The organism is Butyricimonas sp. Marseille-P3923, assembly GCF_900184685.1.
Taxonomy (GTDB): Bacteria; Bacteroidota; Bacteroidia; order Bacteroidales; family Marinifilaceae; genus Butyricimonas; species Butyricimonas muris.
Window position 1 is genome coordinate 247,653 of sequence record NZ_FXXL01000005.1, and the last position, 16,293, is coordinate 263,945.

13 protein-coding genes are annotated in these 16,293 nt (G+C 43.7%); 11 read left to right on the forward strand and 2 right to left on the reverse strand.

Going from position 1 to position 16,293, the window contains the following annotated elements:
* Positions 1-5: 5 nt before the first annotated feature.
* The gene (locus CS948_RS04635; RefSeq protein WP_099290555.1) at positions 6-1,679 is read right to left on the reverse strand and encodes a M23 family metallopeptidase; all 1,674 of its coding nucleotides are present in this window, start codon (positions 1,677-1,679) and stop codon (positions 6-8) included.
* An 88-nt stretch (positions 1,680-1,767) separates the two neighbouring features.
* Here CS948_RS04635 and CS948_RS04640 point away from each other — a divergent pair, with 88 nt between their 5' ends.
* The 10 genes from CS948_RS04640 to CS948_RS04685 all read left to right on the forward strand — a co-directional run bounded on the left by CS948_RS04640 (position 1,768) and on the right by CS948_RS04685 (position 13,960).
* Complete coding sequence (locus tag CS948_RS04640) at positions 1,768-2,058, forward strand: hypothetical protein (protein WP_099290556.1); 291 nt, start codon at positions 1,768-1,770, stop codon at positions 2,056-2,058.
* A gap of 2 nt (positions 2,059-2,060) precedes the next feature.
* On the forward strand, positions 2,061-2,348 hold the full coding sequence (locus tag CS948_RS04645) for a cell division protein ZapA (protein WP_099290557.1): 288 nt from the start codon (positions 2,061-2,063) through the stop codon (positions 2,346-2,348).
* 276 nt (positions 2,349-2,624) lie between these two features.
* The gene (gene rny, locus CS948_RS04650) at positions 2,625-4,160 is read left to right on the forward strand and encodes a ribonuclease Y (RefSeq protein ID WP_099290558.1); all 1,536 of its coding nucleotides are present in this window, start codon (positions 2,625-2,627) and stop codon (positions 4,158-4,160) included.
* A 93-nt stretch (positions 4,161-4,253) separates the two neighbouring features.
* Entirely contained in the window at positions 4,254-5,132 is an 879-nt protein-coding gene (locus tag CS948_RS04655) for a nucleoside phosphorylase (RefSeq protein ID WP_099290559.1), read from the forward strand.
* A 15-nt stretch (positions 5,133-5,147) separates the two neighbouring features.
* A complete protein-coding gene (locus CS948_RS04660) occupies positions 5,148-5,609 on the forward strand; it encodes a DUF4293 domain-containing protein (RefSeq protein ID WP_099290560.1) in 462 nt (153 codons plus the stop codon).
* Between the two features lie 36 nt (positions 5,610-5,645).
* Positions 5,646-7,343: a dipeptidase gene (locus CS948_RS04665; protein ID WP_099290561.1), complete on the forward strand. Its 1,698-nt coding sequence runs from the start codon at positions 5,646-5,648 to the stop codon at positions 7,341-7,343.
* A 240-nt stretch (positions 7,344-7,583) separates the two neighbouring features.
* On the forward strand, positions 7,584-7,937 hold the full coding sequence (rplS, locus tag CS948_RS04670; RefSeq protein ID WP_099290562.1) for a 50S ribosomal protein L19: 354 nt from the start codon (positions 7,584-7,586) through the stop codon (positions 7,935-7,937).
* 153 nt (positions 7,938-8,090) lie between these two features.
* Entirely contained in the window at positions 8,091-9,833 is a 1,743-nt protein-coding gene (locus CS948_RS04675; protein WP_099290563.1) for a phospho-sugar mutase, read from the forward strand.
* Between the two features lie 249 nt (positions 9,834-10,082).
* Positions 10,083-10,466: a fibronectin type III domain-containing protein gene (locus CS948_RS04680; protein WP_099290564.1), complete on the forward strand. Its 384-nt coding sequence runs from the start codon at positions 10,083-10,085 to the stop codon at positions 10,464-10,466.
* A gap of 227 nt (positions 10,467-10,693) precedes the next feature.
* Complete coding sequence (locus tag CS948_RS04685; RefSeq protein WP_255301856.1) at positions 10,694-13,960, forward strand: hypothetical protein; 3,267 nt, start codon at positions 10,694-10,696, stop codon at positions 13,958-13,960.
* A 62-nt stretch (positions 13,961-14,022) separates the two neighbouring features.
* Here CS948_RS04685 and CS948_RS04690 read toward each other — a convergent pair whose 3' ends face one another.
* A complete protein-coding gene (locus CS948_RS04690; protein WP_099290565.1) occupies positions 14,023-15,450 on the reverse strand; it encodes an ATP-dependent RecD-like DNA helicase in 1,428 nt (475 codons plus the stop codon).
* Between the two features lie 181 nt (positions 15,451-15,631).
* Here CS948_RS04690 and CS948_RS04695 point away from each other — a divergent pair, with 181 nt between their 5' ends.
* Complete coding sequence (locus tag CS948_RS04695) at positions 15,632-16,282, forward strand: hypothetical protein (protein WP_099290566.1); 651 nt, start codon at positions 15,632-15,634, stop codon at positions 16,280-16,282.
* Positions 16,283-16,293: the final 11 nt, after the last annotated feature.

The window sequence follows — 16,293 nt, forward strand, 5'->3', positions numbered from 1 at the left end:
TTGAACTATTTTACATACACGTCGGTTTCAAAAATCGCTTCATTTTTCACGCCATCTTTCACGTTCAACACGAGCCGGTTTTTCCCTTTCACGAAGACCGGTTCGTTAAGACTTCCCTCGAGCAAGCGATTTTTGGCATCGTAAGTGAACAGACACCACTTCCCGTTCACCTCCACCCGGTAAGAAGCAATTCCGGACAAATCGTCGAATACCCGGAATTGAACCCTTCGCCCTTTCACCCCCGTGTATAAAATCACCGGGGCAATCGTATCCTGCCGGATAGTGTATTCTCCCAACACACGGGTAGACGCCTCCAACCCTCCGGTGCGCCACTCGGTATTTAAAGGAGATAAACGTCCTTTTTCTTCCAACAGACAAAAGACGGATTTATCCGGAAAATCCCCTTCGACGGACAACCTTGCACTCTTCAACAAGGGATATACCCGTTCTGTCAAAGAAAAAACCTCTACCACCCCCGTGCTATCCTTCTCCCTCGAGCAGACACGAGGCTTACAAATAACGGGATATGCCAATGCCCCCGCTTCCAAGCACAAAGAATAATTACCGTTCCGCAAATTATATCCCCGAGCACATGTCAAAACCTCCGCCCCTTCCGGTATATCCAACCCGGCAGCCTCCTGCCGTCCCACCAGTTGAAACAATACCTTGGAACGATTCCCGTTTATATCCAGCAATTCGATTGCCACGTCGACAACACTATCCTTTTGCACCCCGATAAAACCGCCTTGCCTGTTGCTCGCTCCCAGCAACCGGGACTGACAATCCCCGAAAGCCAGATACACGTATCTGCCCTCCCGGTACTGGTGAAAATCTTTTATCGTGTTTACCAGCGGGGACTGATCAAAAGACAGGCGATCCATTTTCAACTCGAAAATTTTCTCCCCGTTCGCCGATACTTCCATATCATACACCCCGAGTTTATTCCATGAATCTTTCATGAAATCATCCGCTTGCACGCCGACACCGACATTACCGGCAGGCACGCTGATTTTCCCTCCCCGGTACACCCGGTTTCCCGTGTTTTTCACTTCCACCCGACGGGCCCCGGCGTTCACTCCTTCACGAGAAAAAGTGTACACGTAAACACCCCGCACGTTAGGTCCCGTTTCATCCGCCACGGAAAGATAGTTCAAAGGATTCAGCGCGTGCTCGCTTTCCGTTTCCCGCACCTCGAAATGCAAATGCGGTCCCATGGAGGAACCGGAATTACCGCTATAAGCGATCGTGTCACCCGCGCGAAAGAAAAGCTGCCGCCCCACGAGGTTCTCGTCAATGGCAAACGATTCCTTATTATATTGTATCTCCCGTACCACTTTCGCCACCCGGGGCACGAAACGGCTCAAATGCCCGTACACGGTAGTGATTCCTCCCTCGTGCTCGATATACAAGGCATTCCCGTATCCCGTGGGGGACACCTTGACACGGGCGACCATCCCGTCCTTCACGCAGATCACGGGCAGCCCTTCACGTCCCCCGGTCTTAAAATCGAGCCCCGAATGCAGGTGCGTGGCACGCAATTCTCCAAAATTTCCGCTCAATAGCGGGGTCCCGTGCAACGGGAACAACAACCGCTCCGACTGGGCGCAAATATTTGATGATAAAACGAGTAGCGTGATTCCCGACAACAGAATCCTTCTCCACAATCTTTTCCTTTTCATAAAAAAACGATTAATTTCACCGCAAATTTAATAACACTCTTGATATTTAAAAGAAATATTTCTATCTTTGTCGTGTAAAGAATATGTTATGACAGCAAAAGACAATGCCGTTATTAACGAGCTAAACGAGAAAATTGAACGACTGATAAAACTATATATATCCTCGCTGGACAAAAACAGAGAGAAGGATACGGAAATTAAAGAACTCCGTGACCGGATCGAGCGGATGAAAAGCGAGAACATAAAATTACATGAAGAAATCAAAACATTGAAGGTGGCGACAGCTATTTCAACCGGAGAAGGAAGTACCGAGGCGAAAAGTAGAATAAGCCAACTTGTGCGGGAGATTGATAAATGTATTGCTCTTTTGAATAATTAAATATGAATGATAAACTTACTGTTACTCTAAATATAGCCGGTAGGCCTTGCGTTCTGACCATCGAGAGAGAGGAAGAAGAGGCGATCAGAAAAGCCGCCCAGCTGATTAATAGTAAGATTGCAAAATATAGGGAAAAGTACGCGAATGCCGATCCCGTCGACTTTCTAGCAGTTACCGCGTTACAATTCACGGTAAAAATGTTGGAAGCCGAGAAACAAAACGACGTCGAGCCCGTATTAGAGGAAGTGAGGAAGATCAGCAACAGGCTGGACGGAGTTCTGAAAGAGTAGAATAAACAAGAGTTCTTTGAAAAGGAAATAGATATACCCGCATTATTTCGTATTTAACTGGAAAACTCAACACTTAACCAATTAGAGTGAAGCTTTGTTAGCCAAGGACAGGCCTCGACCCTTCGGGGTTCCTTCGGGACGGTGGAAGTCTGAATCTAACGGCAGCTCTACCCGTGTCTAACAGGGGTTTTTTAAAGAGAAATAGTGCGGGTTTTTTGTTTTGACAAAAAACACCAAAATAATTATATATAACAACTATAAATTCAAGTTACAAATATGATAACAACAATAATTACCGGTGTTGTTGCTTTGGTCGTGGGGTTCGTTATCGGTTATATCCTGATAAACATCACCCTCAAATACAGAAGCAAAAACATCATCAAAGAAGCGGAAGCCGAGGCGGAAGTGATCAAGAAGGACAAGATCCTGCAAGCAAAAGAAAAGTTCTTACAAATCAAGGCTGAACACGAAAAGCAGGTAAACGCCCGAAACAGCAAAATTCTTCTCACCGAGAACAAGCTGAAACAAAAAGAAGCCGAGTTGGCACGCAAAATGGAAGAATGCCAACGGAAAATAAAGGAAACGGAAACTCAACAAGAGACGCTGGAAGTGCAGAAGGAATTGTGGGAAAAGAAACACGCGGAACTGGATAAATTCAAAAAACAACAGATCGAGCAACTGGAAGCCATTTCCGGAATGTCGGCAGAACAAGCGAAAGAAAAACTGATCCAGTCCTTGAAAGACGAAGCGGAAACGGAAGCCATGTCTTACGTGAACGAAATCATGGAAGAGGCGAAGATGACGGCAAACATGGAAGCGAAAAAGGTCGTGGTAAAAACGATTCAACGGGTTGCCACGGAAACCGCCACGGAAAATGCCGTATCCATATTCCACATTGATTCGGATGAAATCAAAGGACGTATCATCGGCCGCGAAGGACGTAATATCCGCGCGCTCGAAGCCGCAACCGGAGTAGAAATCATCGTGGACGACACCCCGGAAGCTATCGTTCTTTCCGGATTTGACCCGGTAAGACGTGAAATCGCTCGCCTGTCCTTGCACCAGTTGGTAACGGACGGACGTATTCACCCGGCACGCATCGAGGAAGTGGTGAACAAGGTAAAAAAACAGATAGAGGAAGAAATAGTGGAAACGGGTAAACGTACCACGATTGACCTCGGCATCCACGGTCTGCACCCGGAACTAATCCGTTTGGTAGGTAAAATGAAATACCGTTCCTCATACGGACAGAACCTATTGCAACATGCCCGCGAAACCGCGAATCTTTGCGCTATCATGGCTGCCGAACTCGGCTTGAACGTGAAGAAGGCAAAACGTGCCGGACTATTGCACGATATCGGTAAAGTACCCGACGACGAGCCGGAATTACCGCACGCGATTCTCGGTATGCGTCTGGCTGAAAAATACAAGGAGAAACCGGATATTTGCAACGCTATCGGGGCCCACCACGAGGAGATCGAAATGACTACACTCATCGCTCCCATCGTTCAAGCCTGCGACGCTATTTCCGGGGCAAGACCGGGAGCAAGACGGGAAGTTGTAGAATCCTACATCAAACGTCTGAAAGAAATGGAAGACTTGGCTCTCTCATATAATGGAGTGGTGAAAACATACGCTATCCAAGCAGGCCGCGAACTCCGGGTTGTCGTGGGAAGTGAAAAGATCTCCGACACGGAAGCAGAAAAAATCTCGTACGAGATCGCCAAGAAAATTCAGGATGAAATGACTTACCCGGGACAAGTAAAAGTAACGGTCATCCGAGAAACACGAGCAATCAATTACGCTAAATAGTTTAAGAATCCCCAAACCAAATAATACCGGGCAAATGTTTGTCCGGTATTATTTGTTTTACTAAATTTGGTTGCTCAAAAAAGTAAACAGATTATGGAGCCGATAAAATCATCTGAACTAATCACGAATGAAGACGGTAGCGTCTTTCATCTTCACCTGCACCCCGGGGATTTGGCAGACCAAATCATCCTCGTGGGCGACCCGTCAAGAGTCGAAATGATCACTTCTTATTTTGATCATATTGAAATCAAAAAAAGTGACCGGGAATTCCACACGACCACCGGGCTGTACAAGGGAAGGCGAATATCCGTTATCTCCACGGGAATCGGACCTGACAATATAGATATCGTGATGAACGAACTCGATGCCCTCGTGAATATTGATTTGCAAACCAAAGAAATCAAGCCGGAGAAAAAGCGATTGAATATCGTACGCATCGGAACTTCCGGTTCCGTGCAAGCCGATGTTCCGGTTCATTCTTTCGTGATATCCGAAATGAGTTTGGGCATTGACGGGGTATTACGCTTCTACCGGGACAATGAAACGGTATGTGATACCGCTTTCGAAGACGCTTTCATCAAAGAATGTCACTGGACTCCCCTTGCCGCACGCCCTTACGCTGTAAAGGCTTCACCGGAGCTGGTAAGTAAATTGCACACGGAAGGCGTGACGGTGAAAGGCGTGACACTCACCGCGAACGGATTTTACGGCCCGCAAGGTCGGGTGCTCCGCCTGCCGATAGAGATGCCGACGGTCAATGACGAAATTGCCCGCTTCCATTTCAACGGTCATAAAATAGTGAACTACGAGATGGAAAGCGCCGCTATTGCCGGACTCTCCGCTCTCATGGGACATCATGCTACCACGATCTGTCTGATCATAGCGAACCGGGCAAACGGGGATGCGTCCTCCAATTACAAACCTTACATGAAAAAACTTGTCGAATACACGTTAGATTCACTCGCGCGTTAATTTTTAATTTTAGATATGATACAAAGAATACAAACAGTTTACCTGCTTATCATTGCCATTGTCATGGCAATACCTTTATTTGCCCCGATCGCACAAGTACTTGTACCCAACGATGCAAGTTACAATTTTTTCACTTACGGGGTGGTCATGATCGGACAACAAACAGTACTTCAAGCAAATTACTGGGCTTTACTTATCTTGAATATTTTCATGATCGGGTTGCCCTTCGTGACGATATTCCTCTACAAGAAGCGATTCCTGCAAATCCGCTTGTGCATAGCTGAAATTATTCTTCTGTTGGGCTCCATGATATTGATGTGGTACCATATCAATCAATTCCAAAGCAAAATAGATGCAGATATCATATATAAAATAAGTTTCATACTTCCCTTGGTATGTGTGGTACTCGCATACATGGCTATGCGGGGAATATTCAAAGACATCAAATTACTGAAGTCTTTGGACCGGATTCGATAATGAATAAATAAATCATATATAAACCAATAACTTAAAATGAGAAAAGTAAACGCCTTAATTACATTAGCATTGGTTTGTTGCACCTCTTACACGATGGCATGCACGAACTTTCTGTTCACGAAAGGATCCACGAAAGACGGATCCACGATGGTTACCTACTCCGCGGACTCTCATGTGTTGTACGGAGAACTATATCATTGGCCTGCACGGGATTGGCCAGCCGGAAGTATGCTCGACGTTTACGAGTGGGATACCGGTAAATTCATGGGCAAAATCCCTCAAGTAGCACATACATATAATGTAGTCGGTAACATGAACGAACACCAGTTGGCTATTTCCGAAACGACTTACGGCGGAAGAAAAGAACTGGAAACTCAAACCGGAGCCATTATAGATTACGGTAGTGCAATCTATATCACGTTACAACGTGCCAAAACAGCCCGCGAGGCGATCGTTGTAATGACCGACTTGATTGAAAAATACGGTTGGGCAAGTAGTGGAGAATCCATCTCTATCATCGACCCCAACGAAGTATGGATCCTTGAAATTATCGGTAAAGGAGAAGGCGAGAAAGGTGCCGTGTGGGTTGCCCGCATGGTTCCGGACGGATACGTATCGGCACATGCCAATCAAGCCCGTATCACCACGTTCCCGTTGGAAGGCAAAACTTCTATCTCTTCCGACAACATGAACAAGATCTACGACACGAACATCACCACCGTGTATGCTAAAGACGTGATCTCTTTCGCGAAAGAAAAAGGATTCTATCCCCAAGACGGTAAAAATAAAGATTTCAGTTTCTCGGATACCTACGCACCGGTAGATTTCAGCGGAGCACGTGCTTGCGAAATCCGCGTGTGGGCTTTCTTCAATGCCGTAAACCCGGATATGGGAAAATATTTCAATTACGCGAACGGGAGAGATATCAAGCGCGATGCTAAAGGATACGCCACGAACCGTATGCCGTTGTGGATCAAACCGAGCGAGAAGATAGATGTTCTTCAAGTAATGGATTTCATGCGTGACCATCTGGAAGGAACTGAATTGGATATGAGCAAGGATATGGGTGCAGGACCTTACGAATGTCCTTACAGATGGCGCCCGATGAGCTTCAAGGTCGACGGCAAGGAATATGTACACGAGAGAGCAACCGCCACTCAACAAACAGGCTTCACTTTTGTCGCTCAATGTAGAAGCTGGCTACCGGACGAGATCGGCGGTATCCTTTGGTTCGGGGTTGACGATGCGGCAAGCTCGGTATATTTCCCGATGTACTCTGCATCAACGGAAGTTCCGTTCGCGTTTGCCGAAGGTAACGGCAGCATGATGGAATTCACTAACAAGGCAGCCTTCTGGGTTTTCAATCAAGTAACGAATTTTGCTTATACCCGCTATAACTTGATTCACCCGGAAATTCGGGAGAAACAGGTCGCACTGGAAAAACAATACGTGAATTTCGTGCAGATGATTGACGCCGGGGCAAAGGAAATGTTAGCAAAAGACAGAAAAGCAACTATCGAATTTATCACCGATTTCTCTTGCCGTACCGGAAACCAGCTCGTGGATACGTGGAGAGATTTCTACGGCTATCTGTTCTGCAAATACATGGACGGAAACGTGAAAACCGCTATCCCGGGAGAAAAGAACCCGAAAGTAGAGCAACCCGCTTTACCGGAATGGTACTTGCGTATGATTATCGAACAGACAGGCAAGAAATTGGAAGTGGTAGAATAACTACTACTTCCAATTTCGGTTGCAGGTTGCAAGTTGAGCCTACGGCTCTGCAAGTTGCAAGTTCGAGAACCTGCAACCTGTAACTTGTGAACTCGTAACAAATAAATATTCCGGCGCTATTGCACCGGAATATTTATTTTTATATCTTTGCCACTCGATTTTAAAACGTACGCAGTCTCTTACATGAAAGACAAAAGTCGTAATACTGCGTTCGATAAGTGAATTTTTAAAATAAAGACAATGGACTTAATTAAAATTGCGGAACAGGCTTTTGCACAGGAAAACAGTGTTGAAATTCCCGAATTTTCTACCGGTGACACGATCAGTGTACACTACAAGATTGTTGAAGGAAACAAAGAACGTGTCCAAATTTTCAAAGGCGTAGTTATCCAAATTAAAGGTACCGGAACCACGAAAACCTTCACGGTTCGGAAAATGTCCGGTAACGTTGGTGTAGAACGTATCATTCCTTTCAGTTCTCCTTATATTAAAGCGATCGAGGTGAACAAGAGAGGTGCTGTTCGTCAAGCCAGAATTTACTATTTCCGTAAACTTACCGGAAAGAAAGCAAAAATTAAAGAGAGAAAATTTTAATTTAAGCTTTAGCCATATAAAAAAGCCTCGTTGCAGAACGAGGCTTTTTTATTGCATTTTTCTTCTTTGAAACGTAACAATTTAATCTCAAAATCCATATTATTCATTCAGGAAAATCCTACCTTTGCAAGAAGGTAAATAAAATGATAGCTTATGGAAAACAATGACATCATAAAAGTAGCCAGAGCCAAAGCCGAAAAATGGTTGGATAAGGCTTATGACGAAGAAACACGAGTTGAAGTACAACGCCTGTTAAATAACACGGATACAACCGAACTGGTGGAATCGTTCTACAACGATCTGGAATTCGGAACCGGGGGATTGCGCGGAATCATGGGAGTCGGCACAAACCGGATGAATATTTACACGGTAGGAGCCGCCACGCAAGGTTTCTCCAACTATATCAACCAAATGTTCCCGAACGAGAAAAAAGCCGTATGTATCGGACACGACTGCCGACACAATTCCCATCTTTTCTCGGAAACCGCCGCCAATATCTTCTCGGCTAACGGAATACATGTTTACCTGTTTGAAGACCTGCGCCCCACCCCGGAAATGTCGTACGCTATCCGGGAATTAGGTTGCAAAGGGGGAGTTATTCTCACCGCCTCGCATAACCCGAAAGAATATAACGGGTACAAAGCCTACTGGGACGACGGTTCGCAACTTGTTCCCCCGCACGACAAAAACGTGATCAACGAGGTGAAAAAAGTACAAGTCACGGATATCAAATTCAAGGGTGTTCCCGAAATGATCACCATTCTCGGGAAAGACTTCGACAAGAAATACCTCGACAAAGTGAAGACATTAAGCCTTTCACCGGAGGCCATCCAAAAAGAACATGATTTAAAAATCGTCTTTACCCCGCTGCACGGCACGACCTACGAACTCGTGCCGGAATCTTTGCGCAACTGGGGATTCACGAACATCCACACCGTACCCGAACAAAGCATCCCAGACGGGGATTTCCCGACTGTGGCTTCCGCCAACCCGGAAGAACCCGCCGCATTTAAAATGGCGTTGGATCTGGCTCGCAAAATAGATGCTGACCTTGCCATGGCATGTGATCCCGACGGCGACCGAATCGGTATCGCGGTCAAGGATGACAAAGGGGAATGGACTTTACTGAACGGTAACCAAACCAACATTGTATTCACGGAATACATCATCCGTAGAAAAAAAGAACTTGGGTTGCTTAAAGGTGGCGAATACACCGTGAAAACGATTGTTACCACGGAATTAATCAAAGATATAGCAGAGAAAAATAATATCATTTGTTACGACGTGTACACCGGGTTCAAGTGGATTGCTGACGTGATCCGCAAAGAAGGAGGAGAGAAATTCATCGGTGGCGGCGAAGAATCATTCGGTTTCATGCCGGGCGCTTTCACGCGTGATAAAGACGGAGTATCAGCCACTTCACTCATGGCAGAGATTGCCGCATGGGTGAAGATGCAAAACAAAACCATCTACACGTTCTTGAAAGAGATTTACGCGAAATACGGGTTCTCGCAGGAGAGAATGATTTACATCGTGCGCAAAGGCATCACCGGGGCAGAGGAAATCAAATCCATGATGAAAGAATTCCGTCACAATACCCCGAAGAGCATTAACCATAGCGACGTTGTCCTCAAAAAGGATTACTTAACACTGGAAGCGACCGATTTGCGCACGGGTGAAAAGAAACACCTTGATTTTGAAACGACCAGCGACGTACTGCAATTCTTCCTTGCCGACGGCAGCAAGATTTCCGTACGCCCCTCCGGCACGGAACCCAAGATTAAATTCTATTTTGAAGCCCGCACCCAGATGAAAGACGTGAATGATTACGAGCGGGCACAGAAAGAGGCGAATGACCGGATTGATGACATTATCAAAGATTTAAAGATTCAGTGATTTCGTGATTCGGAGATTGCCGATTATAAGTATTAGCCGACTAATTTTTATGAATTAGTCGGCTAATATATTTTAAATAATCATTGTTCCATTTCCAATTTAATAGTCAAATTTACTTTAGCCTACAAAAAATTTATTATACAAAAGACAATTTATTCTTAAAAATCATGATAAATATTTGCCAATAGTCTAGCATTTACTTATATTTACAACGATATACTAAAAATAAAACCCTTAAAGAACAAAATTATGAAAAAATTTTTGAAACCATTTTTATTCATCTGTTTAGGCTTAGTCATTACGACAATCGTATTTGCTAGCACAGCTAGTAGACCTAGTCCTCCGAGACTTCCTAAAATAGATGCGACAACGGATCATTCATGCACGATATCATACCAAGCACCCAAGGATGATGGTGGGTCTCGAATAGTATCCTATGAAATTGAATGCAGAGAGCACAATTCTAACATATGGATAAGCAAAGGAGGAACTACAGAGCTTAGTCATTACGTTGATAATATGACGAAAGGAGCTAAAGTAACATTCCGTGTTTCAGCCATAAATGGTGTAGGAAGAAGTGAGCCTGCAGAAACAAAAGAGGTAACAATTGAAGAGGTACATATAGCAAGATAACAATAAATTAAAAACTGTATAATTCAACACGACAATTATTCAGATTTTTCTACAAAAACAAGAATATCTTAAGCCTATAATAAGGCTATGTTATTTCACATGAACCAAATATTCAAGGAGAGGAGCCTTTCTCCTCTCTTTATTTGTTTATTTTCAAAGAATCTTCTTATTCATAATACAATATTTATATTTTCACCCTCTATAGTACTAAAAATAAACCTGCAAACATGAAAACTACAAATCTAAAAACAATTATAACTTACGAAAGCAAGTTGACAAGAAGGAATTGGCTATTCTACCTTTTCATTATTGGGGGAGTGTATATATTAGGTACTCTAATTCCAGGTGTTTTTATCCTAGGTATTGGGTATATTGGGTGGCAAGATGTTGCATTAACTTCTTCCATGCCTCTACGCGGCATCTATTTTCTGAACCTGTTTCAATCTCTCATTGTTACTTTCCTTGTTTGTGACATTCAAAGGAAACGGAAAAAAGCAGAAACGAGGGAAGTTCTCTTGACACGACCTATCAGCAACGGGCAAACCCTTCTCGGGGAGGTTATAGGCATTCTTATCCCATTCCTCACGATAGATATTATTTTCATGACCATATCCATGATTATCAATATATTCATCCCGAATTCTCACGTCAGTTTATGGATAAACCTTTTCTATCTTTTCACCTATACGGTTCCCACGCTAGTTTTCATCACCAGCCTATCTATACTTGTCAACAAACTGGTTAAACACCCCATGTTTAGTTGGTTGATTCTAATAGCTTTTCTTTATTTCGAATACAATTACGCTGCAACAGCTTTTTACGGCATACTGGACTTCCAAGGACGCTTGCTTCCCAACTCTTTTTCCACCCTAATAGGATTCATGGACCTATCCAATTTCCTACTCCACCGGGGTGTTTTCTTGCTATTAGGGATTAGTTTTCTCTACTTTAGCATTTTACTCGTGAAGAGACTTCCCGGAACCGCCGGGCGGCAGCGTTATTTAGCCGTTCCAGCCATGTTGTTTTTAGCATTTTCCCTGTACCTCGGTTTCATCTACATTGAAAAATACCAATCCCGCCTGGAAAATAGAATTACCTGCCGCAAAGCCTTTCTTAAATACACCAAAACACCCAAAGCCCGCGTGATTACACACGACATCACATATCACCCCAGGGGAAATACATTCTCGGCAACAAGCCGGATGCAAGTACAAAACCAGAAAAAAAAGAAAATGGACCAACTCTTGTTATTCCTTAACCCAGGGCTGAAAATTAACAAGATTGAATCTAACGGACAAAACCTTCCCTTTCATAGAGACCACCTAGCCGTTGTCATCGAACGTTCCCTGGCACCGAATGAATATATCAAATTAGATATCACGTACGAGGGATACATTAACGAAGATATTTACCAAATAAATCTACCCGACGAGAAATTTTTTCCCCTAAAAGATAATCCTTTTTCTAAAGAGAACTATGGCAAACATCCCGCTTTTGTATCAAGTAAATTCACTTTCCTAAGACCGGAAGTGCTGTGGTACCCGACAGCAGTTCCCTCGATAGCATTGCAAGCATCTGCAGAAATGAATTTCACGAGTTACACGCTCCATGTAAAAAAAACGGACGAACTGACTGTTTTATCCCAAGGAGTACCCATAACAGAAGGTGAGTATGTCACGTTTAACAATTTACAAAACTTGACGGGACTAACCCTCTGTATCGGGGAATACGAGAAAAGAGCCCTTACAGTGGACTCGCTTACCGTGGAACTTTATACTTACCCGGGAAATGATTGCTACATGAAATATTTCGACGAATGGGATCTCCTCAAAGAAGACAACCCAAACCGGGAGAAAGATTTAAAAAAAATGTTTTACCTGTGTAAAGATGAGATTGAGCAAGATAAACCCAATCCCTATCCTTTCAAATATTTCAAACTGATTGAGGTGCCTTCATCTTCTTATTTTCTACGTTCGACGTTGTTTAACGACTGCATGCAACCGGAAATCGCATTTTTCCATGAACGATTATGTCGCATAGAAACTCGCAATCCTGCTGATTATCCAGATAATAACTTCTACGACAGAAGCGTACAAGAATATCTTTTAACTGTCAATTTCCCCTATTTGTGGAATAACAATATGGGAATAAAACATATTTTCACCGATTATAATAGCTGCATCACGTCCGACACGTACCAAGGCATAGAACTAATATTCAAACAAATGATAAATCCGAACGTATATAGAAGCCCCAATGATATCATGAGCTTGGAATTATTAAATCGCATCGCTGAAAAAGGATTAAAAGGAATCATCGCCGAAGAATATAGCAGGGAACAAAACATCGCCATCCGTTCGAAAGTTTCACATCTACTTGGGTATCTTACCACAATCACGACCTGGGATTCCTTGAGCCGGCTTATGCAAGATTTCAACACACACATTCCTTTCCATGAAGTTAACTTCGATTCATTCATCGAGGGATTCGAACAACGTTTCGGGCAAAACATCAAGGCATACATGGACGAGTGGTACACAACTCTCGAAGTTCCCTTGTTATCGATAAAAGACATATACCGGAAAAAAACGGAAGATATGCAAATCCTCGATTTTAAAGTCGGCAATCCCAGCGGAACAGACGGTATTGTTTCAATTATAGCAAAGGATCCCCCCCCCAGGAAAAGTGTAATCAGAAATCTTCAAAGTTACTTAATCAAACCCGGAGAATACAAACGAATCGTCATTCATGAAAACATCGAATATGAACTACAATTAACCACAAACTTTTCAGGATGTTTTCCCCAAGACATTAAAGTCAGCCAAGCTCCAGTATCAAGCGCAATACCTAACAAAGGTATCACGTTACTTGACAGAAATCAATTCTACCCCCCGGGAGAAATCATTGTAGACAACGAGGATGTTAATTTCCATCTCATCGATTCGGCAAACAATCGAAAACGACTGACCGATCTAATCAAAAAAGAGAATAATGAAAAATACATTCCCTTCTATAAAGTTAAAGGCAACACATGGGAACTTACTCTTTCACAAGAGTTTCACGGAGAACATATTCGCAGTGCTTTTGTCAAAAAAGCCGGTACAGGAAAATCCAAAGCCGAATGGAAGGCAGATATTCCGGAAGCAGGGAAATACGAAATATTTGTCCATCGGCCTCATGTCTGCGAATGCCCCAACGGCATTTTCTTTGCGGTTGATTACCCCGAAACGAAAAACTACTATACCGTCTATACCCCAGAAGGTGAAAAAGAGATAGTCATAGAAACTCAAGAAGCAGACTATTATGTAGCATGCACACTTCCTTTGCCAGCAGAAGAAGCATGGATATCATTAGGCACATTTACCTTACCGGCAGGAGAATCATGTGTCGTATTGGACGACCGAGGAATAGCCTCCTTCAAGAATGAAAAATTCGGTCAAGAATACGCCCAACTTATTGCGGCCGATGCGGTCAAATGGGTAAAGAAAAAATAATAACGGAAATTCTGTACGATAAAGCCCCCTAAAAGTTTGGTGTTTTTAGGGGGCTTCATTATTTATAAATTCTCCGAATCCCCAAACAGCTCATCTTTGAAATTAATCAAATACAATTTCTTGCGGGCACGTGTAAATGCCGTGTAAAGCCAACGCCAATACTCGTCGTCCATCATCTCGTCCCCCATCCATCCCGGATCGATAAAAACGGCATCCCATTGCCCGCCTTGTGCCTTATGGCAAGTCACGGCGTAAGCGAATTTGATTTGTAGGGCGTTGAAATACTCGTCCTCTTGTATTTTTTTGTACCGCTTTTGTTTGGAAGGGATATCCATGTAATCCTCTTCCACTGCCGCAAACAACTTTCGATACTCGTCATAACTCAACGCAGGTTGTTCCGAGGTCAAAGTATCGAGCATCACCCAAGCCGAAATCTCTTCCTCGTACCCGTAAATACTGAGGCGGGCATGAACGAAATGAAAGCCGTACAAATCCTTGTATTTTCCCACTTTCTCCACGGTGGCAATATCGCCGTTGGCGATAAAATCAATCTTATCATATTCGGCACCCCAGAAATAATTATTCTTTACAACCATGATCTTATCTCCACCACCAAATGCTTCTTCCCGGTAAAGCACACGGGCACGGATACCCTCGTTAAAACGGTTCGCCCGCTTGTTGGAACGGCAGATAACCATCGTTTCGTCCATGCCGAACCTACCGTAACAATGATCCAATTCATCCAATAGTTCTCCTCCCCCGACACGTACTATATCCGGGAAGGGTGCAACTTTCAACAACAATTTGGCATAAGGAGCCGCCCCGATCATCTCCCGCACGAGAGTCGCATTGTACAAGATACCGGATTGTTCGGATTGACGCATAATATCCGTGAGGCTTGCCTCGTAAACCTCCATACCGTAACTCACTTGCAGAAATTCGGCATCCAATGCCGGACTGACATCCACTCCAACCGGGGGAAGCTGTGCCGTATCCCCGATCAGCACCAAACGATTGTTGCGCCCGTTATACACGAATTCAAACAAATCATCCAATAGAGAGCCCGTTCCGAAATTAGAATCCTGAGAACTCATCGAAATCATGGATGCCTCGTCCACGAAAAACAACACGTTGGCTCCCGCGTTAAATCCCAAGTTAAAGACACCAATTCCTTCCTGTGCATTTTTCTGGCGATAAATCTTCTTGTGTATCGTGTACGCCGATTGCCCCGAATAACCGGAAAACACTTTTGCCGCACGTCCCGTCGGGGCTAACAGCACGACATGATACTCGAATTGCAGCAATGTATTGACGATTGCCGCCACCAGAGAGGTCTTTCCCGTCCCCGCAAATCCTTTCAACAAGAACAAACTTTCGGGGTTTCGGTCAAAGAAAAAAGTCGTGAAACATCTCATCGCCTCCTGTTGAGAGGGAGAGAAATCAAATCCAAACTTCTCTTTTACAATACGTTCAAAATGTCCATGTATCATGATTAAAATAAATAGCCAAAACTGTGGTATAAACTTTTTTTTTCTTATATTTGCCGACACTGTAATCCAACGTGGATTCGTGCGAGGTGTTGAATAAACACCGTGTAAAGATATGAAAAAAACAGCTTGAAAACAGTAGAACTAACTTGTTTAATATATAACAAATATACAGACAGAAAAAATGAAACCAGTTAAGATCATTATCCAAATCGTTTTAGCACTTGCGGCTATCTACCTGGGTTATTTGTGTTATGCAAGCGTGCAGAACCCTATTCAATTTGAAAAATTGAGAAACCAAAGATACGATAGAATTATCCAAAGGTTAAAGGATATCAGAACTGCACAAGATGCTTACAAGAGTATCCACGGGGTATACACTAGTAGTTTCGATACTTTGATTCATTTCGTGAAATACGATTCGTTGAAAACAGTGCGTTCTATCGGAGAGCTTACCGATGACCAACTGGATCAAGGTATGACGGAACAAGAGGCATTGAAGAAAGGTCTTATCATCCGTGACACGATGCGTATATCCGCGCTTGAGCAACTTTTCGGGAAAAACTACCCGATCGACGATCTTCGTTACGTACCGTTCACCAAACGGAAACATGAATTCCTCATGGGAACAAACATGATCTGGACGGAATCAGGTATCGAGGTTCCCGTGTTCGAGGCTCGTGTAAACAACATGGTTATCTTCGAAGATTTATTTGAAGAATACGAAGATGCCATTCTCGAATACAACGGTGAAAGAAAAAGATTACAAAAATACCCCGGTCTGAAAGTGGGTAGCGTGGCAGAGGCAAACAATAACGTGGGTAACTGGGAGTAACATTCCGGTTC

What these genes read in the sequence shown, in the direction of transcription:
- CS948_RS04660 (WP_099290560.1), top strand. Translation starts at nt 5,148, where the DNA reads ATGATACAAAGAATACAAACAGTTTACCTGCTTATCATTGCCATTGTC.
- CS948_RS04645 (WP_099290557.1), top strand. Translation starts at nt 2,061, where the DNA reads ATGAATGATAAACTTACTGTTACTCTAAATATAGCCGGTAGGCCTTGC.
- CS948_RS04655 (WP_099290559.1), top strand. Translation starts at nt 4,254, where the DNA reads ATGGAGCCGATAAAATCATCTGAACTAATCACGAATGAAGACGGTAGC.
- CS948_RS04695 (WP_099290566.1), top strand. Translation starts at nt 15,632, where the DNA reads ATGAAACCAGTTAAGATCATTATCCAAATCGTTTTAGCACTTGCGGCT.
- CS948_RS04640 (WP_099290556.1), top strand. Translation starts at nt 1,768, where the DNA reads ATGACAGCAAAAGACAATGCCGTTATTAACGAGCTAAACGAGAAAATT.
- CS948_RS04635 (WP_099290555.1), bottom strand. Translation starts at nt 1,679, where the DNA reads ATGAAAAGGAAAAGATTGTGGAGAAGGATTCTGTTGTCGGGAATCACG.
- CS948_RS04665 (WP_099290561.1), top strand. Translation starts at nt 5,646, where the DNA reads ATGAGAAAAGTAAACGCCTTAATTACATTAGCATTGGTTTGTTGCACC.
- CS948_RS04690 (WP_099290565.1), bottom strand. Translation starts at nt 15,450, where the DNA reads ATGATACATGGACATTTTGAACGTATTGTAAAAGAGAAGTTTGGATTT.
- rplS (WP_099290562.1), top strand. Translation starts at nt 7,584, where the DNA reads ATGGACTTAATTAAAATTGCGGAACAGGCTTTTGCACAGGAAAACAGT.
- CS948_RS04675 (WP_099290563.1), top strand. Translation starts at nt 8,091, where the DNA reads ATGGAAAACAATGACATCATAAAAGTAGCCAGAGCCAAAGCCGAAAAA.
- CS948_RS04680 (WP_099290564.1), top strand. Translation starts at nt 10,083, where the DNA reads ATGAAAAAATTTTTGAAACCATTTTTATTCATCTGTTTAGGCTTAGTC.
- CS948_RS04685 (WP_255301856.1), top strand. Translation starts at nt 10,694, where the DNA reads ATGAAAACTACAAATCTAAAAACAATTATAACTTACGAAAGCAAGTTG.
- rny (WP_099290558.1), top strand. Translation starts at nt 2,625, where the DNA reads ATGATAACAACAATAATTACCGGTGTTGTTGCTTTGGTCGTGGGGTTC.